The following is a 19625-nucleotide window of genomic DNA, read 5'->3' as shown; positions in this document are numbered from 1 at the left end:
GCGAAAGCCAGCGCGACGAACCCGGCGAGCCGCCGGGGTCAGCGGCCCAGGTCGGCGAGGATCCGCCGGGCGGCGTTGTGCCCAGCCGCGCCGATCACGCTGCCCGCCGGGTGGCAGCCGGCGCTGCCGGCGTACACGCCGTCGATCCCGGTGGCGTACGGCATCCGGTCGGTGAACGACACGGTGTTGTCGACGTGGTGGATGTGCCCGCCGGTGATGCCGAAGTGCGCCTCGATGCCCGGCGGGGGCAGCGGCACCGCGTCGGCGATCAGGTCGCCGGTGCCCGGTGCGTACCGCTCGCAGATGGCGACCAGCTTCTCCACGTAGCCGGGCAGCGCCTCGGCCCAGGTGGTGCCGGCCAGCTCGTAGGGCACCGACTGGACGAACAGCGCCGAGGAGTGGTGCCCGGCCGGGTCGGACAACGACGGGTCGACGGTGGTGTGCAGGTACCACTCGATGGTCGGCTCTGCCGGCAGCCGCCCGGCCCGCACGTCCGCCCACATCGCGCGCAGCGCCGTCATCGGCGGCTCGCCGCCGTCGCCCACCAGCGACGCCGAGCCGGGGAGCAGGTGGATGGTGGAGCCGAACGGGCTCGGCGCGCCGGCCGGCAGGCAGGAGAAGCGGGGCAGCCCGGTCAGTGCCAGGTTGAGCTTGAGGGTGGTGCCGGGGCGGCGGACCGCCGCCATCCGCGCGCCGAGCGGGGCCGGCAGCGCGCCGTCGGGCAGCAGGTCGATCAGCCGGTACGGGTCACAGGCCCCGAGCACCACCTGCGCGGCGACCTGCCGGCCGTCGGCCAGGACCACCCCGCTGGCCGCGCCACCGTCCAGGGTGACCGCGCGCACCGGCGTACCGGTGCGGATCCTGGCCCCGGCGGCGCGGGCGGCCTCGGCGAAGGTCCGGGAGACGGTGCCCATGCCGCCCTCGGCGATCATCCAGGTGCCGTCCGAGCCGGGCAGCCGGCACATGTTGTGCACCAGGAAGTTGTGGCCGGTGCCCGGGTCGTCCGGGCCGGCGTTCAGGCCGGACAGCCCGTCGGTGACCGCGTACATGCTGACCAGCAGCTCGGAGCGGAAGTCGAAGCGGGCCAGGTAGTCGGCGACGGAGCCAGCCACCAGGTCGACGAAGACCTGCCGCAGGGCGGGACGGACGTACCGTTCGGCGGTCTGTTCCACCGGCAGCGGCTCGGCCAGCCAGGCCGGGGCCAGGTCCGCCCGGAGCTGGGCCAGCTCGGCCTGGAGCGCGTCGTCGGCGGCCACGTCGGCGGGGGAGAAGAACTCCGTGAGCTGCCGCCGGGTGGCGGCGGTGTCGCTGCCGAAGAGCAGGTACGGCGCGCCGAGCCCGCCCGGGGTGGGCAGGAAGTAGTGCGGGTCGCGGCGCAGCACCGGAATGCGCACGTCGAGGGTGGCGAGCAGCTCCGGCGGCATCAGCCCCAGCAGGTACGACCCGGTGGAGTGACGCAGCTCGGGCACCTTGGGGAACGGGTTCTCGGTGCGGGTCGCCCCGCCGATCACCTCCGCCGCCTCCAGCACCAGCACGTCCAGCCCGGCGCGGGCCAGCAGGACGGCGGAGACCAGCCCGTTGTGACCGGACCCGACGATCACCACGTCGGCGCGGGACGGCAGCTCACTCGCATCGCTCATGCCCGGGCAGCCTAGTACCGTCCGCGCCCTCGCGGGGCCGCCTTCCGGGCCGGCTGTCCGCTGCCGTCCCGACGACGGTACGGCGGGACCGCCAGCGGGACAGGGCGAGGGTGGCGGAGTAGCCGGCCAGCACGATCACGTGGAACAGGTAGAGCCAGAGCAGCACCGCCACGCCGGCCCCGATCGGGTCGAAGCCGCCGAACGGCGTGCCCAGGTCGAGCGGCAGGGAGGCGAAGAGCACGAAGCCGTGCAGGAAGCCGGCGAGGTTGGCGGCGGTGAACGAGCCGACCGCGAGGGTCGACAGCCAGTCCGGGGAGGCCGGCCCGACCACCCGGAACACCCACATCAGCACCGGGGTCAGCACCAGCCAGACCGCCAGGAACGACAGCACGATGCCGAGCGCGCCGGTCCAGCCGCCCTGCCGGACCAGCCGGGTGGTGGTGGGAAGCGCGATGAGGATGGACAGCACCAGGGCCGGGGCGGGGGCGAGCAGTGGCAGCAGCAGCAGTCGGCCCCGCCAGCCGACCAGTGACTCGCCGGTGTGTGACGCGGCCACCGAGACGAACGCCCGGCGCAGTCCTTCTCCGTACAGGGAGGCGGGTAGCAGGGAGGCGAGGGCGAGCAGCGGGGTCAGCCGGACCCCGGCCGCGACGAGTGCGTCCACGGCGGCGGGTGCGCCGATCGCGTCGGGGAGCGTGTCGACCGCGTAGGAGGTGAGCCGGCGGACCCGGTCGCCCCCGGCGACCAGCGAGGTGAGCCAGATCGCCAGCAGGGCTACCGGGACCACGGCGATCGCTCCGTAGAAGGTGATCGCGGCGGCGTGCAGGGACAGGTCACGGCCGCGTACCGGTCGGAACGCGGCGTCGGTGATCCGTCTCGTCCGCTGCCAGGCGTTGCCCATCGTGCCTCTGTTCCCCCTCGAAGCTCCGCGCACGCACTACCATCCCGCGACATGGACGCGCTCACCACCGAACGCCTGATCCTGCGGAACTGGACGGACTCCCCGGCCGACCTGGCCCGGATCTTCGACATCTACTCCCGCAACGAGGTGGTGCGCTGGCTCGGCACGGCCCCCGGCCTGCCGTTGACCGAGCCGGCGCAGGCGGCGGACCGGCTGGCCGTCTGGCGGGCCCGGCACGCCGACCACGGCGACCGGTACGGCACCTGGGCGGTCGAGGCGCGGGACCGCGGGATCGTGGTCGGCACCGTCCTGCTCAGGCCGCTGCCCGGCCGGGACGAGGACGTGCCCACCGACGACATCGAGGTCGGCTGGCACCTGCACCCGGACTCGTGGGGCCACGGGTACGCCACCGAGGCGGCCCGCGTGCTGGTGGACCGGGAACTCGCCACCGGCACCCCCGAGGTGTACGCGGTGGTCTCGCCCGGCAACGACGCGTCGATGGCGGTGGCCCGCCGGCTCGGCATGACCCAGGTGGGCCGGCGTACCGACTGGTACGGCGGCGAGGAGCTGGAGACCTTCGTCCGCCGCGCCTGATCGACTCCGTTTCGCCGAAATGGGGGTGTCCAGTCCGGGTAAACACCCCCACCTCGGCGATCTGGTGTGGATCATCCGGGTGGCCGGAAGGCGGAGCGCCCCTGGTGGGCGGGGTGGGTTGAGGCTCCCAGCCGACCCACAGCGCCGCCGGGGCAGAATGGCCGGGTGACAACTCCCCGCGACCTCGTCCTGCTCGGCTCGACAGGATCGATCGGCACCCAGGCCGTCGACATCGTGAAACGCAACCCGGACCGGTTCCGGGTGGTGGCGCTCGGTGCCGGTGGCGGCAACGTGGCGCTGCTCGCCGCGCAGGCCCTGGAGCTGGGCGTCGAGGCGGTCGGGGTGGCCAGGGCGTCCGCCGCGCAGGACCTCCAGCTCGCCTTCTACGCCGAGGCGAGCCGGCGCGGTTGGGCCACCGGGGACTTCAAGCTGCCGAAGATCGTCGCCGGCCCGGACGCCATGACCGAGCTGGCCGAGTGGCCCTGCGACGTGGTCCTCAACGGGGTGGTGGGGTCGCTCGGGCTCGCGCCGACGCTGGCCGCGCTGCGCGCCGGTCGTACCCTCGCCCTGGCCAACAAGGAGTCGCTGGTGGCCGGCGGCCCGCTGGTCAGGGCCGCGGTGACGCGGCCGGGGCAGATCGTGCCGGTCGACTCGGAGCACTCGGCGCTGGCCCAGTGCCTGCGCGGCGGGACGCGCGGCGAGGTGCGGCGGCTGGTCGTCACCGCCAGCGGCGGGCCGTTCCGGGGACGGCGGCGCGACGAGCTGACCGGGGTCACCCCCGAGCAGGCCCTCGCCCACCCCACCTGGAACATGGGGCCGGTCGTCACGATCAACTCGGCCACCATGGTCAACAAGGCGCTGGAGGTGATCGAGGCGCACGAGCTGTTCGCCGTGCCCTACGCCGACATCACCGTGATGGTGCACCCCCAGTCGGTGATCCACTCGATGGTCGAGTTCGTCGACGGCTCCACCCTCGCCCAGGCCAGCCCGCCGGACATGCGACTGCCCATCGCGCTCGGCATCGGCTGGCCCGACCGGGTGCCCGGGGCCGCCCCGGCCGTCGACTGGACGGCCGCCCACACCTGGGAGTTCACCCCGCTGGACGACGCGGCGTTCCCGGCGGTGGCGCTGGCCAAGGCGGCCGGCGAGGCCGGCTGCTGCCGCCCGGCGGTCTACAACGCGGCGAACGAGGAGTGCGTCGCGGCGTTCGTCGCCGGCCGGCTGCCCTTCCTCGGGATCGTCGACACCCTCCGGCGGGTGCTGGAGGAGGCTCCCGATTTCGGCGAACCAGGTACCGTCGAGGACGTGCTCGCCGCCGAATCGTGGGCGCGCGCGCACGCGCAGGAGATCATCTCGGGGTCGGGGAAGGAAGCCTGATGCTCTATCTGCTCGGGGTGGTGGTGATCGCCCTGGCGATCCTCGTCTCGGTGAGCCTGCACGAGGCCGGTCACATGCTGACCGCCAAGGCGTTCGGGATGAAGGTCACCCGCTACTTCGTCGGCTTCGGCCCGACGATCTGGTCGTTCCGCCGGGGGGAGACCGAGTACGGCCTCAAGGCCATCCCGCTCGGCGGCTTCTGCAAGATCGTCGGCATGACGCCGCAGGACGACGACGTCGAGCCGGGCGACGAGCAGCGGGCCATGTGGCGCTACCCGGTCTGGAAGCGGACGATCGTGATGTCCGCCGGCTCGGTCACCCACTTCGCCCTCGCCGTCATCGCGATCTGGCTGGCCGCCATGTTCATGGGCCTGCCCAACAAGAACATCCCCAACCCGCTGCCGGCGCACGTCAAGGTCGTCGACTGCGTCGTCCCCACCGACGTCCAGCGCGAGTGCGCCCCGGGCGACCCGGTGAGCCCCGCCAAGCAGGCCGGGCTGCGCGACGACGACAAGATCATCGCGGTGAACGGGGTCTCCGTCGCCGACTACACCGCGCTGGTCAAGACCGTCCGCGAGCTGCCGGTGGGCAAGCCGGCCACGATCAGCTACGAGCGTGACGGCGTCCCCGGTCAGGTCCAGGCCGACCTCGCCGCCGTGCAGCGCAAGCCGCTGGACGACCCGAACGGCGCCCCGGCCACCGTCGCCGCCCTCGGCGTCGCCGGCCCGATGCTCCCGCCCGGCGTCCCGGCCACCGTCACGTACGGCCCGGTCGAGGCGATCCCGGCCACCGCCGGCTACACCAAGGACCTGGCCGTCGGCACCTACCAGGCGCTCAAGCGGATCCCCGACAAGGTCCCCGCCCTGTGGACCGCCGTCACCGGCGGCGAACGGGACAAGGACACCCCGATCAGCGTGGTCGGCGCCAGCCGGCTCGGCGGCGAGGCGCTGGAGAACGGCGTCTGGCAGATGCTGGTGCTGCTGTTCATCTCGCTGAACTTCTTCGTCGGCGTGTTCAACCTGCTGCCGTTGCTGCCGCTCGACGGCGGCCACATCGCCATCGCCTGGTTCGAACGGTCCCGCTCCTGGCTGTACGCCAAGATCGGCCGGCGCGACCCGGGTCGGGTCGACTACCTCAAGCTCATGCCCCTCACGTACGCGGTGATCCTGATCGGTGGCGCGTTCACGCTGCTCACCGCCACCGCGGACATCATCAACCCGATCACGCTCTTCACAAGGTGAGTGCTGAAGTGACCGCTGTCAGTCTCGGTATGCCCGCCGTGCCGCCCCCGCCGCTCGCCCCGCGCCGGGCCAGCCGCCAGATCATGGTCGGCTCGGTGCCGGTTGGTGGGGGTGCGCCGGTGTCGGTGCAGTCGATGACCACCACCCTCACCTCCGACGTCAACGCCACCCTCCAACAGATCGCCGAGCTGACCGCGTCCGGCTGCCAGATCGTCCGGGTCGCCGTGCCCAGCCAGGACGACGTGGAGGCGCTGCCGGCGATCGCCAAGAAGTCACAGATCCCGGTCATCGCCGACATCCACTTCCAGCCGAAGTACGTCTTCGCCGCGATCGACGCCGGCTGCGCGGCGGTCCGGGTCAACCCGGGCAACATCCGGCAGTTCGACGACAAGGTCAAGGAGATCGCCGCCGCCGCGTCCGCCGCCGGTACGCCGATTCGGATCGGCGTCAACGCCGGCTCACTGGACAAGCGACTGCTGGCCAAGTACGGCAAGGCCACCGCCGAGGCGCTGGTCGAGTCGGCCCTGTGGGAGTGCTCGCTGTTCGAGGAGCACGGCTTCCGGGACATCAAGATCTCGGTCAAGCACAACGACCCGGTGGTGATGATCCGGGCGTACCGCCAACTCGCCGAGCAGTGCGACTACCCGCTGCACCTAGGCGTGACCGAGGCCGGCCCGGCGTTCCAGGGCACCATCAAGTCGGCGGTCGCCTTCGGCGCGCTGCTGGCCGAGGGGATCGGCGACACCATCCGGGTCTCGCTGTCCGCCCCGCCGGTCGAGGAGATCAAGGTCGGCAACCAGATCCTGGAGTCGCTGGGCCTGCGCGAGCGGGGCTTGGAGATCGTCTCCTGCCCGTCCTGCGGCCGGGCCCAGGTGGACGTCTACAAGCTCGCCGAGGAGGTCACCGCCGGCCTGGAGGGGCTACCGGTGCCGCTGCGGGTGGCCGTGATGGGCTGCGTGGTGAACGGCCCGGGTGAGGCCCGCGAGGCCGACCTCGGCGTCGCCTCCGGCAACGGCAAGGGGCAGATCTTCGTCAAGGGGCAGGTCGTCAAGACCGTCCCCGAGGCGCGGATCGTGGAGACGCTGATCGAGGAGGCGCTGCGGATCGCCGACGAGATGGGCGCGGAGCTTCCCGAGGAGCTGCGCGGCCTCGTCCCCGGCGCCACGGTCACCGTGCACTGACCCGTGCACTGACCCGTGCGCTGACGCGCGGTCGGAAAGGGCGGCCTTCCCCGAGGGGAGGGCCGCCCTTTCCGGGTACCGGGCCGCTGGCGGTCACTCGGATTCGGCGAGGATCGCGTACAGCTTGCGGCGGGTCTCGTCGAGCACCTGGGCGGCGCGTTCCCGCTGGTCGTCGGTGCCGGTCATCATCACCTGCCGTAGCGCGGACATGGCCTGCGTCCCGGCGTCCCGGATGTCGTGCCAGCTATTGACGGTGTCCTCGGCGAACTCCGCCCAGGGCGGGGTCTGCGCCGCCGTCGCGGCCTCCTCCCGACCGGTGTCGGTCAGGTCGAACCGCTTGCGCCCGCCGCCGGACGGGTCGGTGCTGGCGGCGATGACCCCCTCGTCCTCCAGCAACTGGAGGGTCGGGTAGATCGAGCCAGGGCTGGGCCGCCAGGCGCCGCCGGTGCGGGAGTCGATCTCCTGGATCATCTCGTAGCCGTGCATCGGCCGCTCGGTGAGCAGGGCCAGCACGGCGCCCCGGACGTTCGGTCGGCGTCCCCGGCCCCGCCCGCGACCACCCCGGCCGCCGCCCCAGCCCCCGTGCCCGTGCGGGCCCGGCGGTACGGGCGGGAAGCCGAAGCCGCGTCGACGGGCCTCGTGCATCGCGTGGATCTGTCGGTGGAATCCCATTCTGTCTTCCTTCCGGTAACTGTCGCTGATGCATCAACGATATATCGCCAACGTGTCGCCGACAAGTATCTCGCAGTGCCCGCCGCCTACGCGCTGCGCCGCCACCGGCGGTCCCTGGGCGGGCCTGGGCGGTCCCAGGCGGTCCCTGGGCGGTCCCAGGCGGTCCCTGGGCGGTCCCAGGCGGTCCCTGGGCGGTCCCTGGGCGGTGCCGTCGTGCGGTGCCGTCGTGCGGTGCCGTCGTGCGGTGCCTGAGGGCGGGGGCACTCGGCGGGCCCTCGGGCGGTGCCGGGGCCTACGGACGGCCGGGGGCGTGGTGGCGGGCAAGCCGATGCCGGTCGGTCGCGGTCTGCGCCGGTCGGCCGGCGGGCCCCCGCCCTCATCTGGCAGGCTGGTAAGCGTGCTGACGGTGCCGGTACGTCAACTGGGGGAGTCGGAGCGCCGCGCGGTCGAGCGGCTGCTCGACCTCGACCCGTTCGCGGGCGCGCAGGTCGCCGAGCGGGTCGCCGCCCGGGGGCTGGCCTGGTGGCGGGCGGAGGGCCGGATCCTGGGCTACGGCACCCGCCGCAACCTGGAGTCGATCTGCTGGCTCGGCGGCAACCTCACCCCCGTGCTCGCCACCGACTCGGCGGTCGCCGCCTTCGCCGAGCAGCTCTCCGCCGAGGAGCGGCTCTGCTCGTCCATCGTCGGGCGCGCCGACGCGGTGCTCGGCCTCTGGGACCGGCTCGCCGACCACTGGGGCCCGGCTCGGGACGTCCGTCCCAACCAGCCGCTGCTGGCCACCGACGCGCTGCCCCGGGTGGCGACCGACCCGGAGGTGCGTCGGGTCGGTGCCGGCGAGGTGGACCGGCTCTTCCCGGCGGCTGTCGCCATGTACACCGAGGAGGTCGGCGTCTCGCCGCTGGCCGAGGACGGCGGCCGGGCCTACCGCCGCCGGGTCGAGGACCTGGTCCGGGCGGGCCGGGCGTACGCCCGCTTCGTCGACGGGGTGGTCGTGTTCAAGGCCGAGCTGGCGGTGGTGACCCAGCGCACCGCCCAGGTACAGGGGGTCTGGGTGGCCCCCGAGTGGCGGGGGCGGGGGATCGCCACCGCCGCGATGGCCGCCGTGGTACGGGACGCGCTGGTCCGGGTCGCGCCGACGGTGAGCCTCTACGTCAACGACTTCAACCTGCCCGCCCGCCGGGTCTACGAGCGGTGCGGCTTCCGCCCAGTCGGCACCCTAGCCACCATCCTCTTCTAACCCCACCCCACCCCACCCCTCCCCCACCCACCCTCCCCCCACCCCCCGTGTACCTCCGCGGTGATCAAGAGGTTTCTGTCAGTGGGAAGGCACCCCGATGACAGAAACCTCTTGATCACCGCGCGGAGTTCCTGGGGTGTCGCGGTGGGGGGCGGAAAATGTGTTGAGCGGACGCGGCCGGAAGACCAGGCTGGGGGTACCGCCACCCCGAGTCCGGAGGAATCTGCATGCGCCTGCTCCGTGATCTCTGGGCCTCCGCGCCCCGCCGCGTGGCGGTCGTGGTCCTGCTGGTCGTACTCGGTGCCGCCGGCCAGGCCGCCGCGTCGGCGGTCGCCGGACCGGTGCTGGTGCACCGCTCCGCCGGCTGGTTCACCGCGCTGGTCGTGGCGCTGGTCGTCGCCGTCCTCACCGACATGGTCGTCGGGCTGCTGATGGCCGGTGTCACCGCCGACTGGTCCGCCGACGTGCGCCGCCGGCTGTGCCGGATCGCCCTCGGGCAGGACCTGCCCACCCTGGAGACCACCCCGGTCGGCGAACTGCTCGACCGGATCGACAACGACGTCTACCAGGTCGCCTCCGAGCTGCGGAACACCGGCGTCCGGCTCTTCCAGGGGCTGATGATCTGCCTGCTCGCCACGGTCAGCGCCCTGTTCGTCTGGTGGCCGGCCGGCGTCACCATGGTGCTGCTCACCGCGCTGCTCGGGGTACTGCTGCGCCGCCCCACCGCCGCCATCGCCCCGGCCCGGATGGCCGAGGAGGAAGCCTGGTCCGACCTCGCCGCGGTGATGGAGGAGGCGGTGCACGGCCAGGACGACGTACGGACCAGCCTCGCCCAGCCGTACGTGCTGCGCCTCTACGCCCGACGGGCCGCCGAGGTGCTGGCCCGCTGCCGGCGGGTCTTCGTCATGTCGGCCCGGGTCACCAGCGTCGCCGCTGGCACCATCCGGGTCGGCATCGCCGCGGTGGTGCTCGCCGGAGCCTGGGCGCTGGCCACCGGCCGGGTCGACGGCGCCCGGCTGACCGCGATCTGGCTGCTCGCGCTGAGCTTCGGCGCCACCGTCGAGCACATCGCCCGCTGGGTGCCGCACCTGCAGTACGCGCTCGGCGCCTGGGCCCGGGTGCAACTCCTCTCCGACTCCCGGCAGGAGCCCTCCGGCGGGGCCACCCCCACCGACGGGGACCTGACCATCCAGGGGCTCACCTTCCACTACCCGGCCACCGGGGACGGCGAGCGGAAGCCGGCGCTGTGCGACGTCCGGCTCAACTTCGCCCGGGGACGGTCGTACGCCCTGGTCGGGCGCACCGGTTCGGGCAAGTCGACGCTGGCCAAGGTGCTCACCCGGGCGGTCGAGGTGCCGAGCGGCACCGTCCTGCTCGGCGACACAGACCTGTGCGACCTGGACGTCGAGGAGCTGCGCCGGTGGATCGCCGTGGTGCCGCAGCGTACCGAGATCCTGGCCGGCACCCTCGCCGAGAACGTCGCCCTGTTCGACCCGGAGCTGCTCGACGACGCCAGCCGGGCACTGGAGGAGTTGGGGCTCGCCGGCTGGATCGCGGAGCTTCCGGACGGCGTACGGACCCGGCTGGGCGACGGCGGGCACGTGCTGTCCGCCGGGCAGGAGCAGCTCGTGGCGTTCGCCCGGATCCTGGTCCGCGACCCGCACGTGGTGATCCTCGACGAGGCCACCGCCCGGCTCGACCCGGTCACCGAGATCCGGGTACGGGAAGCCACCGAACGACTGCTCACCGACCGGATCGGCATCGTCATCGCGCACCGGCTCTCCTCGGTGCAGCGCTGCGACGAGGTGGTGGTGATGGCCGACGGCGCGGTGCTGGAGGCCGGGCCGCTGCGCTCCTCGGCCCGCTTCGCCGAGCTGCTCGCGACCAGCCACGCCGCCGCGTACGCCCCGATCGGCGGTGCCCCGGCCCGGGGCGGGGTGGACCTGCTCGACGGGCCGGGGGAGCCGTGGCCGGACGCCGACGAGCTTCCCCGACCCGGACCCGCCGGGCACCCGGAGGCGGACGCGCCGGTGGCGCAGCGGACGGCGGTGGCCGTACCGACGGTCGACCCGCCACCGCTGCCGCCGGCCGCCCCGGCCCGGACCATGCGGGAGATCCTGCGGCTGGGCACCAACGATCCCCGGTACGGCCTGGTCTCGGTCGGGATCTTCATGGTGATGACGGTGCTCGGCCTGGACGGCGCGGTGCTGCCCTGGCTCTGGGCGGACGTGGTCGACGGCGGCAGCCCCTGGCTGCCGGCGATCGGCATCGCCGCGGCGATGCTGGTCATCCTGCCGCTGCCGTACTGGACGAACCTGTGGTTCCCGCAGTGGTGGGTGCGGCAGATGCTGCGGATGAGCCTGCGCCTGGTGCACGGGCAGACCGGCCCCCGCCGGACCAGCGCGCACACTCCGGCGGAGGTGGTGGCCCAGAGCGGCGACACCGAACGGGTGGTGCAGCTCGCCGACAACCTGATGGACCAGCTCATCGCCCTGGTGGTCATGGTGAGCATGACGCTGGTGACGGGCAGCTTCGTCCCGGCGCTGTTCTTCCTCGGCACGATGGCCGTCTCCGGGCTCGCCGCCACCCTGTACGGCCCCGGGCTGGAACGCTCCGCCCGGGGCACCGTCGCGGCCCGGGCGGCCTTCGCCACCGCGCTGGTCTCCGCGCTGTCGGCGGCCCGGACGGTGAAACTGGCCGGCGCGACCCGGCCGGTGCTCGCCCACCTCTCCGCGCTGGACCTGGTCCGCAGCGACCGGCAGCGGCGGGAGATCTCGGTGCAGGTCTGGGCCCGGTCCACCCCGTCGGTGGTCAGCGGGCTGCTGCCGATCGGCGCCTGGGCGCTCTACCTGGCCGGCGGGCTCTCCGGGGGCGCCACCCTGGTGGCCGTCTCCACTCTCGGCGCGGCCCGCTGGTTCGCCTGGACGACCGCGTCGCTGGTCTCGCACTACCCGTCGGCGCGGGTCTGGACCCGCCGGACGGTGGCGATGGCCGGGGTCGGGACGTACTCGGCGGAGGTGCCCGGGGTGGACCTGGTCGCCGGCACCGCGCCCGCGCCGGAGCCGCCGCCGCGCCGCCCGCTGCGCCGGCTGGAGCTGGCCGGGTTCGGGGCGGTGCACTCCGACGGCATGCTGGCCGTACGGGACGTCGACCTGACCGTCGAGCGCGGCCAACTGGTGCTGGTGGTCGGGCCGGTCGGGTCCGGCAAGTCGTCGCTGCTGCGGGCGCTGGCCGGGATCGTGCACCACACCGGCGAGCTGCGCTGGAACGGCGAGCCGGTGGTCGAGCCGGAGCTGTTCCTGCGTCCTCAGCAGGTCGGCTACGTCGGCCAGCTACCCCGGGTGCTCTCCGGTACGGTCGCCGACAACATCGCCCTCGGCCACGACGTGGACGCCGCCGGGGCGGTGACGACCGCCCAACTCGAACACGACCTGGCCGCCGCCGGGGGCGGGCTGGGGCTGCTCATCGGCCACAAGGGCACCCGGCTCTCGGGTGGGCAGTTGCAGCGGCTGGCGCTGGCCCGGGCGCTCGCGCCGCGTACCGAACTGCTGGTCGCCGACGACGTGTCGTCCGCGCTGGACGTCACCACGGAGCTGGCGCTCTGGGCCGCGCTCCGCGAGCACGGGGTGACCGTGGTCGGCTCCACGTCGAAGCGGGCGGCGCTGGTCCGCGCCGACCACGTGGTGGTGCTCCGCGACGGCCGGGTCGCCGCCCAGGGCCCGTGGCGTGAGCTGGAGAACCACTGGGGGCACCTGGCCGGCTGATCCGCCTCGGCCGGCGCGGCTGCCGGCTCGATCCACCGGCTGACGTGCGTGCCTGGCGGGGGCGTGCGGACAGCCGTCGGCCGCACCGGCCGGCGGCTGACCGTGGCCGCCGGCCGGTGCGGCCCGGCTTGAGCGGGTCGGGGCGCGAGGGCGAGGAGTCAGGCGGGCGGTACGAGCAGGCCCGCCGGCACCTCCTCGACGGGCTGCGGGGCGCGGCCGTCAGAAGGCGCGGGCGTACTGGTCGGGCCAGTCGGGGGTGGCGCCCAGTTTGGCGGCGGCGCGACGCGGCCAGTACGGGTCGCGCAGCAGTTCGCGGCCCAGCAGCACCAGGTCGGCCTCGCCGGTGGCGACGATCTGCTCGGCCTGCTCCGGCTCGACGATCAGGCCGACCGCACCGGTCGGCACGCCCGCCTCGCGGCGGATCCGCGCGGCCAGCGGCACCTGGTAGCGCGGGCCGACCGGGATGACCGCCCCGGCCGAGGCCCCACCGGAGGAGGCGTCCACCAGGTCCACTCCGGCCGCGGCCAGCTCGGCGGCGAGGACCACGCTGTCCGCCACCGTCCAGCCGCCGTCGACCCAGTCGGTGGCCGAGATCCGGGCGAGCACCGGCACCCGCTCCCCGACGGCGGCGCGGACCGCCCGGGCCACCTCCAGGGTGAGCCGCATCCGGGCGGCCCGGTCGCCGCCGTAGCCGTCGGTGCGCTGGTTGGTCAGCGGGGACAGGAACTCGTGCAGCAGGTAGCCGTGCGCGGCGTGGATCTCCACGGCGGCGAAGCCGGCGTCGCGGGCCCGGCCGGCGGCGGTGGCGAAGGCCGACACCACGGCGGCGATCCCGGCCGGGTCCAGCGCGGACGGCTGCCGGTAATCGGGGAGGAAAGGCGCGTCGCTCGGTCCGACCGGCGTCCAGCCGCCCTCGGTGTCGGGCACGCCGCCCCGCCGCTCGGCCCAGGGCCGGTGGGTGCTGGCCTTGAACCCGGCGTGCGCGAGCTGCACGGCCGGCACCGCCCCCTGACCGGCGACGAACGCGGTGATCGGACGCCAGGCGTCCACCTGCGCGTCGGACCAGATCCCGGTGTCCTGAGGGCTGATCCGCCCCTCGGGGACGACCGCGGTGGCCTCGGTGAGGATCAGACCGGCGCCGCCGACGGCCCGGGATCCGAGGTGCACCCGGTGCCAGTCGGTGGGCAGGCCGTCCGGGCCGGCGCTGTACTGGCACATCGGGGCGAGGGCGATCCGGTTGGGCAGCGTGACGCCGCGCAGGGCGAGCGGGGTGAACAGGGCACTCATGCGGTGATCCTCCGGTACGGGAGCGGAACGGGCCGGTGCGGGGGAGAACCGGCCGAACCCCGGCCCGCGCCGTGCGGAGGTCGGGGCCGTGCGGGGCGGTTCGGGCCGTGCGGTGGTCGGGGCCGTGCGGGGCGGTCCGGGCCGTGCGGTGGTCGGGGCCGTGCGGGGCGGTCCGGGCCGTGCGGTGGTCCGGGCCGTGCGGAGGTCGGGGCTGGCGGGGGTTCGGGGTGTGGAGTGGTTCGGGTGCGTTTCTTGTCGCTCCGACGACAAGAAACGCACCCGGAGGCGGCGGCTCAGGCGGGGGCGGGAGTCAGGTCTTCCCGTCGGGTCGGCCGGTCGGCCTCGTCGGCGTCGGTCAGGTCCTGCCGGCCGGCGGCGTCGTACGCGGCGCGGTCCAGGGTGCCCTCGCGGGCGGCCACGATGGTCGGGACGAGGGCCTGCCCGGCCACGTTGGTGGCGGTGCGGATCATGTCCAGGATCGGGTCGATCGCCAGCAGCAGGCCGGCACCGGCCAGCGGCAGGCCCAGCGTGCTCAGGGTCAGGGTGAGCATCACGATCGCGCCGGTCAGGCCGGCGGTGGCCGCCGAGCCGACCACCGAGACGAACGCGATCAGCAGATAGTCGCCGACGCCGAGGTCCACCCCGAAGACCTGCGCCACGAAGATCGCCGCCAACGCCGGGTAGATCGCGGCGCAGCCGTCCATCTTCGTGGTCGCGCCGAACGGGACCGCGAAGGAGGCGTACTCGCGGGGGACGCCGAGGCGCTCGACGGAGCGCTGGGTCACCGGCATGGTGCCCACCGAGGAGCGGGAGACGAACGCCAGCTCGATCGCCGGCCAGGCGCCGGCGAAGAAGCGCAGCGGGTTGAGCCGGCCGGCCGCCACCAGCAGCAGCGGGTAGACCACGAACAGCACGATCGCGCAGCCGACGTAGACGGCGGTGGTGAACCGCGCCAGCGGGGCCAGCAGGTCCCAGCCGTACGAGGCGACCGCGTGGCCGATCAGGCCGAGGGTGCCGATCGGGGCGAGCCGGATCACCCACCACAGGGCCTTCTGCACGATGCTCAGCACCGCGCGGTTGAGGTCGACGAACGGCTCGGCGGCCTGGCCGACCAGCAGCGCGGCGGCCCCGACCACCAGGGCGAGGAAGACGATCTGGAGGACGTTGCCGTCGACGAACGCGCCGACCGGGTTGGTCGGGACGACGCCGGTGAGGAAGTCGGTCCACGAGCCGGTGGTCTTCGGCGGCGTCGCGTTGCCGACGTCCAGGGTCACTCCCCGGCCGGGGTCGGTGAGCAGGCCGATGCCGATGCCGACGCTCACCGCGATCAGGGCGGTGACGCCGAACCAGAGCAGCGTCTTCAGCGCCAGCCGGGCGGCGTTGGCGACGCCGCGCAGGCTGACCACGCTGACCACGATGGCGGTGAAGACCAGCGGGGGTACGGCCAGCTTGAGCAACTGGACGAAGAGCCCGCCGACGGTGTCGAGGGTGCTGGCCAGCCAGCTCAGGTCGTTGGCGCGGGCGAGGAAGCCCAGCGCCACGCCGAGTACCAGGCCGAGCAGGATCTGTACGGAGAAGGGGATCTTGCGCAGGGCGGAGGCCATGAGGGTGTCCAGGTCTGGTGGAGGTGAACGGGGCAGCGTCAGGAGCGCGGCTGCGCCGGACAGATGCCGCTGGCCTGCCGTCGGAGGTCGACGTACAGGCGCACGGTGAGGTGCCAGACGTTGGTCATCGCCTGCCGACGCTACTCCCGGCCGAACGACAGGTGGAAGGAGTGCATGGCGTGAGGCTCCTTACAGGGGCGTTCACCGTCCGGTGACCCGTTCGTCACCTTCGGTGCGCGCCGTCCGGTGTCCGGCGCGGGCCCGAGGCCAGCACCGTCGCGGTGACCAGGCCCCAACCGGCGCAGGCCAGCAGGACCAGGCGTTCCAGCCCGCCCACCAGCCCGCCCCGGCCCGCCGTCACCAGCCCCACCGCGATCGCCCCGGACAGCGGCAGCGCCACCGCCACGCCCAGCCGGGCCACCCGGCGCAGTGCCGGCGGCGCGGGCGCGGCGAACCCGAGCACCAGCATCGCGAGGACCGTCGCTCCGACCGCCGCGATGCTCGCCCCGCCGTGCACCAGGTCCGCCACCGTCGCCGTCTCGAACGGCGGCAGCGGGCAGCCGGCGCTGCACGTCACCGCGCCGGAGAGCACCGTGCAGGCCGCGCCGGCGGTCAGCAGCGCCGCCGCGACCCGCAGCGCCGCCGGCAGCGCGGCGGCGACCAGCAGCAGCGCCGCCGCCAGGGCGAAGACCCCGATCCGGTACGTCGGGGCGTACCCGCTGCCGGCGATGCCGGCCTCGCTGACGTACCCGGTCGGACCCGGACCGGGACCGGCGACCACGGCGACGGCCACCGCGACCGTGCCGGTCAGCACGCAGCCGACGGCGGCCGACGCGGCGGCGGCACGGGCGGGGCCGACCCGCCGGTCAGTCACGACCGGGTGGCGTGGTCCAGCCGGAGGTGTCCGGGCCGAGCGGCACCACGCCGCTCGGATTGATCTCCCGGTGGGTGGCGTAGTAGTGCCGCTTGATGTGGTCGAAGTCCACCGTCTCGCCGAAACCCGGGGTCTGGAACAGGTCCCGGGCGTACGCCCACAGCACCGGCAGCTCGGTCAGCTTCTGCCGGTTGCACTTGAAGTGCCCGTGGTACGCCACGTCGAAGCGGACCAGCGTGGTGAACAGCCGCACGTCCGCCTCGGTGATCGCCCCGCCCATCAGGTAACGCCGGCCGGACAGCCGCTCCGACAGCGCGTCCAGCCGGGTGAAGAGCGCCGTGTACGCCTCGTCGTACGCCTGCTGCGAGGTGGCGAAGCCGCACCGGTACACCCCGTTGTTGACGTCCCGGTGGATCTCGGCCATCAGCGCGTCCAGCTCCGGGCGCTGCTCCACCGGGTAGAGGTCCGGCGCGTCCGGGGCGTGGAACCGCCGCCACTCGGTGGACAGGTCCAGGGTGAGCTGCGGATAGTCGTTGCTCACCACCCGGCCGGTCAGGGTGTCCACCAGCGCCGGCACGGTCACCCGCCCGGTGTAGTCCGGGTCGGTGGCCAGGTACGCCTCGGAGAGGAAACCGATGCCGAGCGCCGGGTCGTAGCCGTCCGGGTCGAGGGTGAACCGCCAGCCCCGCTCGTCCCGGATCGGGTCGACCGTGCCCAGCGAGATCACCTCGTCCAGGCCGAGCAGGCTGCGCACGATCCGGGCCCGGTGCGCCCACGGGCAGGCCCGGCACCAGACCAGCCGGTAGCGGCCGGCCTCCAACGGCCAGCGGTCCTGGTCGTCCGGGCCGCCGCCGACGGGCGAGGTGGAGTGCGGGGTGACCCGACCGGTGAACCGGTTGGGCTGGCGGACGAACTCGCCGCCGCCGGAGGTCTCTGCGCTGAACTGGGCCCGGGCCATGCCGCCAACCTATCCGCTCCGGGCGCGGATATCCTGGCGCCGGACGTCCCCGTGACCCGGGCGACGCCCGGCACCGCCAGCCCCTTCTCACCCCCGAAGGACGTGCGTCCGATGACCGCGGCATACCTCGTGTCCGGAGTCCGTACCCCGATCGGCCGGTACGCCGGCGCCCTCGCCGGGGTACGCCCCGACGACCTGGCCGCCCACGTGCTCCGCGAGCTGGTCGCCCGCCACCCGGCGGTCGACTGGGCCCGCGTCGACGACGTGGTGCTGGGCTGCGCCAACCAGGCCGGCGAGGACAACCGCAACGTGGCCCGGATGGCGGCGCTGCTGGCCGGCCTCCCGCAGGAGGTCCCGGGCAGCACCGTCAACCGGCTCTGCGGCTCCGGCCTCGACGCCCTCGCCACCGCCGCCCGCTCCATCGTGGCCGGCGAGGCCGACCTGGTGGTCGCCGGTGGGGTGGAGAGCATGAGCCGGGCGCCCTTCGTGCTGCCGAAGGCGACCAGCCCCTTCTCCCGCGCCGCCGAGGTGTACGACACCACGCTCGGTTGGCGGCTGGTCAACCCGCTGATGGAGTCCGGCTGGGGCATCGACTCGATGCCGGAGACCGCCGAGAACGTGGCCGCCGAGTTCGGGGTGGATCGCCGCGCCCAGGACGAGTTCGCCCTGCGCTCCCAGCAGCGGGCCGCCAAGGCGCAGGCCGACGGCCGGTTCGCCGAGGAGATCGTGCCGGTGACCGTGCCGGCCGGCCGCCGCGAGACGAAGCTGGTCGAGGTGGACGAGCACCCCCGGGAGACCTCGCTGGAGAAGCTGGCCGCGCTGCCCACCCCGTTCCGGGCCGGCGGCACCGTCACCGCCGGCAACTCCTCCGGGGTCAACGACGGCGCGGTCGCGCTGCTGGTCGCCTCCGAGACCGCCGTCGCCCGGTACGGCCTCACCCCGCTCGCGCGGATCGGCGGCGCGGCGGCGGCCGGCGTACCGCCCCGGATCATGGGGATCGGGCCGGTGCCGGCCACCCGGCGGCTGCTCGACCGGCTCGGGGTCGGCCTCGGCGACGTCGACGTGGTCGAGCTGAACGAGGCGTTCGCCGCGCAGGGTGTCGCGGTGCTCCGCGAACTCGGCCTGCCGGAGGACGCCGAGCACGTCAACCCCAACGGCGGGGCGATCGCCCTCGGGCACCCGCTGGGCGCCAGCGGGGCCCGGCTCGCGTTGACCGCCGCCCTCGAACTGCGCCGCCGGGGCGGCCGGCGGGCGCTGGCCACCATGTGCGTCGGCGTGGGACAGGGCATCTCGCTGATGTTGGAGTCGGCCGACTGAGCCGACCGCGAGCTGACCTCCCGTACCTCGACGGACGGGCCTAGAGTGGTCAGCACCACACGACCCGCGGGTCGGCCGGTGCGGCTCCGCGTGCCCGCGCACGCCCCGACGCCGGTGCCCTCCCGCACCGCGGCGACGAACTGGGGGCCAGGTAGATGCAGACGCCGGATGGACTTCCCGCCGAGATCGACCTGAGCCGGCCCAGCGCCGCCCGGGTCTACGACTACTTCCTCGGCGGCGCGCACAACTTCGAGATCGACCGGCGGCTCGCCGAGCAGATCGCCAGGATGACCCCGAACCTGGCCGCCACCATGCGGTCCGGCCGGGAGTTCCTGCGCCGCGCGGTCCGGGTGCTGCTCGACTCCGGCATCGACCAGTTCCTCGACATCGGCTCCGGCATCCCCACCGTCGGCAACGTGCACGAGGTGGCGCAGGCCGCCGACCCGCAGGCCCGGATCGTGTACGTCGACATCGACCCGGTCGCCGTGGCGCACAGCCACGAGCTGCTCGCCGGCAACGACCGGGCCGTCGCCGTCCGCGCCGACCTGCGGGAGCCGAAGCTGATCCTGGACGAGGCCCGGTCCAGCGGCCTGATCGACTTCGACCGGCCGGTCGGCATCCTGCTCGCCGGGGTGGTGCACTTCGTCCCGGACGCCGACCGCCCCGTCGACATCCTGGCCACCCTGCGGGCCGCCGCCGCGCCCGGCAGCTTCCTGGTGATCTCCCACTCCACCTTCGAGGACCAGCCGCAGGAGATGCTGGACGCGCAGCGGCTCTCCGCCCGGACCGACACCGAGATCACGCTCCGGTCCCGCGCCGAGATCACCGGTTTCTTCGGCGACTGGACGCTCCTGGCGCCCGGCGTGGTGCACATGCCGCTGTGGCGGCCCGACTCGCCGTCCGACGTGGACGAACACCCCGAGCGGTTCGGGGCGTTCGGTGGCGTCGCCCGGTACGACCGTCCCGCCGGCTGAGCCG

At 74.1% G+C, this 19625-nt stretch carries 15 protein-coding genes; 8 read left to right on the top strand and 7 right to left on the bottom strand.

The genetic code is table 11. The features are described 5' to 3' along the window. Positions 1-38 precede the first annotated feature (38 nt). Both ACIQG9_RS14215 and ACIQG9_RS14210 read right to left on the bottom strand, forming a co-directional pair. On the bottom strand, positions 39-1640 hold the full coding sequence (locus tag ACIQG9_RS14215) for a phytoene desaturase family protein (protein ID WP_400401604.1): 1602 nt from the start codon (positions 1638-1640) through the stop codon (positions 39-41). After that, the gene (locus ACIQG9_RS14210) at positions 1624-2541 is read right to left on the bottom strand and encodes a YhjD/YihY/BrkB family envelope integrity protein (RefSeq protein WP_400401602.1); all 918 of its coding nucleotides are present in this window, start codon (positions 2539-2541) and stop codon (positions 1624-1626) included. The genes ACIQG9_RS14215 and ACIQG9_RS14210 overlap by 17 nt, the downstream gene beginning before the upstream one ends. Positions 2542-2592: 51 nt before the next feature. Here ACIQG9_RS14210 and ACIQG9_RS14205 point away from each other — a divergent pair, with 51 nt between their 5' ends. The 4 genes from ACIQG9_RS14205 (at position 2593) to ispG (ending at position 6934) form a co-directional block, all read left to right on the top strand. After that, the gene (locus ACIQG9_RS14205; RefSeq protein ID WP_400401599.1) at positions 2593-3135 is read left to right on the top strand and encodes a GNAT family N-acetyltransferase; all 543 of its coding nucleotides are present in this window, start codon (positions 2593-2595) and stop codon (positions 3133-3135) included. 165 nt (positions 3136-3300) lie between these two features. After that, positions 3301-4512 carry a 1-deoxy-D-xylulose-5-phosphate reductoisomerase gene (gene dxr / locus ACIQG9_RS14200; protein WP_400401597.1) on the top strand — a complete coding sequence of 404 codons (1212 nt, stop codon included), beginning with the start codon at positions 3301-3303 and terminating at the stop codon, positions 4510-4512. Continuing rightward, positions 4512-5753, top strand: a complete 1242-nt coding sequence (locus ACIQG9_RS14195) for a M50 family metallopeptidase (RefSeq protein ID WP_400401595.1) — start codon at positions 4512-4514, stop codon at positions 5751-5753. Before dxr ends, ACIQG9_RS14195 begins: the two co-directional genes overlap by 1 nt. 8 nt (positions 5754-5761) lie before the next feature. After that, positions 5762-6934 carry a flavodoxin-dependent (E)-4-hydroxy-3-methylbut-2-enyl-diphosphate synthase gene (gene ispG / locus ACIQG9_RS14190; RefSeq protein WP_400401592.1) on the top strand — a complete coding sequence of 391 codons (1173 nt, stop codon included), beginning with the start codon at positions 5762-5764 and terminating at the stop codon, positions 6932-6934. Between the two features lie 93 nt (positions 6935-7027). Here ispG and ACIQG9_RS14185 read toward each other — a convergent pair whose 3' ends face one another. Continuing rightward, on the bottom strand, positions 7028-7606 hold the full coding sequence (locus ACIQG9_RS14185) for a PadR family transcriptional regulator (RefSeq protein ID WP_400401589.1): 579 nt from the start codon (positions 7604-7606) through the stop codon (positions 7028-7030). Positions 7607-8003: 397 nt separating this feature from the next. On the opposite strand from ACIQG9_RS14185, the gene ACIQG9_RS14180 reads away from it, so the two are divergent. Further along, on the top strand, positions 8004-8843 hold the full coding sequence (locus ACIQG9_RS14180; RefSeq protein ID WP_400401586.1) for a GNAT family N-acetyltransferase: 840 nt from the start codon (positions 8004-8006) through the stop codon (positions 8841-8843). A gap of 227 nt (positions 8844-9070) precedes the next feature. Then, on the top strand, positions 9071-12607 hold the full coding sequence (locus tag ACIQG9_RS14175) for an ATP-binding cassette domain-containing protein (protein WP_400401583.1): 3537 nt from the start codon (positions 9071-9073) through the stop codon (positions 12605-12607). A gap of 219 nt (positions 12608-12826) precedes the next feature. Here the strand turns inward: ACIQG9_RS14175 and ACIQG9_RS14170 are convergent, their stop codons facing one another. The 4 genes from ACIQG9_RS14170 to ACIQG9_RS14155 all read right to left on the bottom strand — a co-directional run bounded on the left by ACIQG9_RS14170 (position 12827) and on the right by ACIQG9_RS14155 (position 17330). Continuing rightward, complete coding sequence (locus ACIQG9_RS14170; protein ID WP_400401581.1) at positions 12827-13894, bottom strand: NADH:flavin oxidoreductase/NADH oxidase; 1068 nt, start codon at positions 13892-13894, stop codon at positions 12827-12829. A 293-nt stretch (positions 13895-14187) separates the two neighbouring features. Beyond that, positions 14188-15486 (bottom strand): dicarboxylate/amino acid:cation symporter, encoded by a 1299-nt coding sequence (locus tag ACIQG9_RS14165; protein WP_400401707.1) that lies wholly within the window; start codon positions 15484-15486, stop codon positions 14188-14190. 235 nt (positions 15487-15721) lie between these two features. Further along, on the bottom strand, positions 15722-16372 hold the full coding sequence (locus ACIQG9_RS14160; RefSeq protein ID WP_400401578.1) for a DUF998 domain-containing protein: 651 nt from the start codon (positions 16370-16372) through the stop codon (positions 15722-15724). Continuing rightward, complete coding sequence (locus tag ACIQG9_RS14155) at positions 16365-17330, bottom strand: glutathione S-transferase family protein (RefSeq protein WP_400401575.1); 966 nt, start codon at positions 17328-17330, stop codon at positions 16365-16367. The genes ACIQG9_RS14160 and ACIQG9_RS14155 overlap by 8 nt, the downstream gene beginning before the upstream one ends. A 111-nt stretch (positions 17331-17441) precedes the next feature. Here ACIQG9_RS14155 and pcaF point away from each other — a divergent pair, with 111 nt between their 5' ends. After that, positions 17442-18647 carry a 3-oxoadipyl-CoA thiolase gene (gene pcaF, locus ACIQG9_RS14150; protein WP_400401573.1) on the top strand — a complete coding sequence of 402 codons (1206 nt, stop codon included), beginning with the start codon at positions 17442-17444 and terminating at the stop codon, positions 18645-18647. Between the two features lie 155 nt (positions 18648-18802). Then, positions 18803-19621 (top strand): SAM-dependent methyltransferase, encoded by an 819-nt coding sequence (locus tag ACIQG9_RS14145; protein WP_400401570.1) that lies wholly within the window; start codon positions 18803-18805, stop codon positions 19619-19621. Positions 19622-19625 lie beyond the last annotated feature (4 nt).

The sequence above is a fragment of the Micromonospora sp. NPDC092111 genome (genome assembly GCF_044755745.1).
Lineage (GTDB): Bacteria > Actinomycetota > Actinomycetes > Mycobacteriales > Micromonosporaceae > Micromonospora.
This window is presented reverse-complemented; position numbering and strand designations above follow the sequence as displayed.

Coding starts and splice junctions, on each gene's coding strand:
- ACIQG9_RS14215 (WP_400401604.1), bottom strand. CDS start 1,640: ATGAGCGATGCGAGTGAGCTGCCGTCCCGCGCCGACGTGGTGATCGTC.
- ACIQG9_RS14210 (WP_400401602.1), bottom strand. CDS start 2,541: ATGGGCAACGCCTGGCAGCGGACGAGACGGATCACCGACGCCGCGTTC.
- ACIQG9_RS14205 (WP_400401599.1), top strand. CDS start 2,593: ATGGACGCGCTCACCACCGAACGCCTGATCCTGCGGAACTGGACGGAC.
- ACIQG9_RS14195 (WP_400401595.1), top strand. CDS start 4,512: ATGCTCTATCTGCTCGGGGTGGTGGTGATCGCCCTGGCGATCCTCGTC.
- ACIQG9_RS14185 (WP_400401589.1), bottom strand. CDS start 7,606: ATGGGATTCCACCGACAGATCCACGCGATGCACGAGGCCCGTCGACGC.
- ACIQG9_RS14175 (WP_400401583.1), top strand. CDS start 9,071: ATGCGCCTGCTCCGTGATCTCTGGGCCTCCGCGCCCCGCCGCGTGGCG.
- ACIQG9_RS14170 (WP_400401581.1), bottom strand. CDS start 13,894: ATGAGTGCCCTGTTCACCCCGCTCGCCCTGCGCGGCGTCACGCTGCCC.
- ACIQG9_RS14155 (WP_400401575.1), bottom strand. CDS start 17,330: ATGGCCCGGGCCCAGTTCAGCGCAGAGACCTCCGGCGGCGGCGAGTTC.
- pcaF (WP_400401573.1), top strand. CDS start 17,442: ATGACCGCGGCATACCTCGTGTCCGGAGTCCGTACCCCGATCGGCCGG.
- ACIQG9_RS14145 (WP_400401570.1), top strand. CDS start 18,803: ATGCAGACGCCGGATGGACTTCCCGCCGAGATCGACCTGAGCCGGCCC.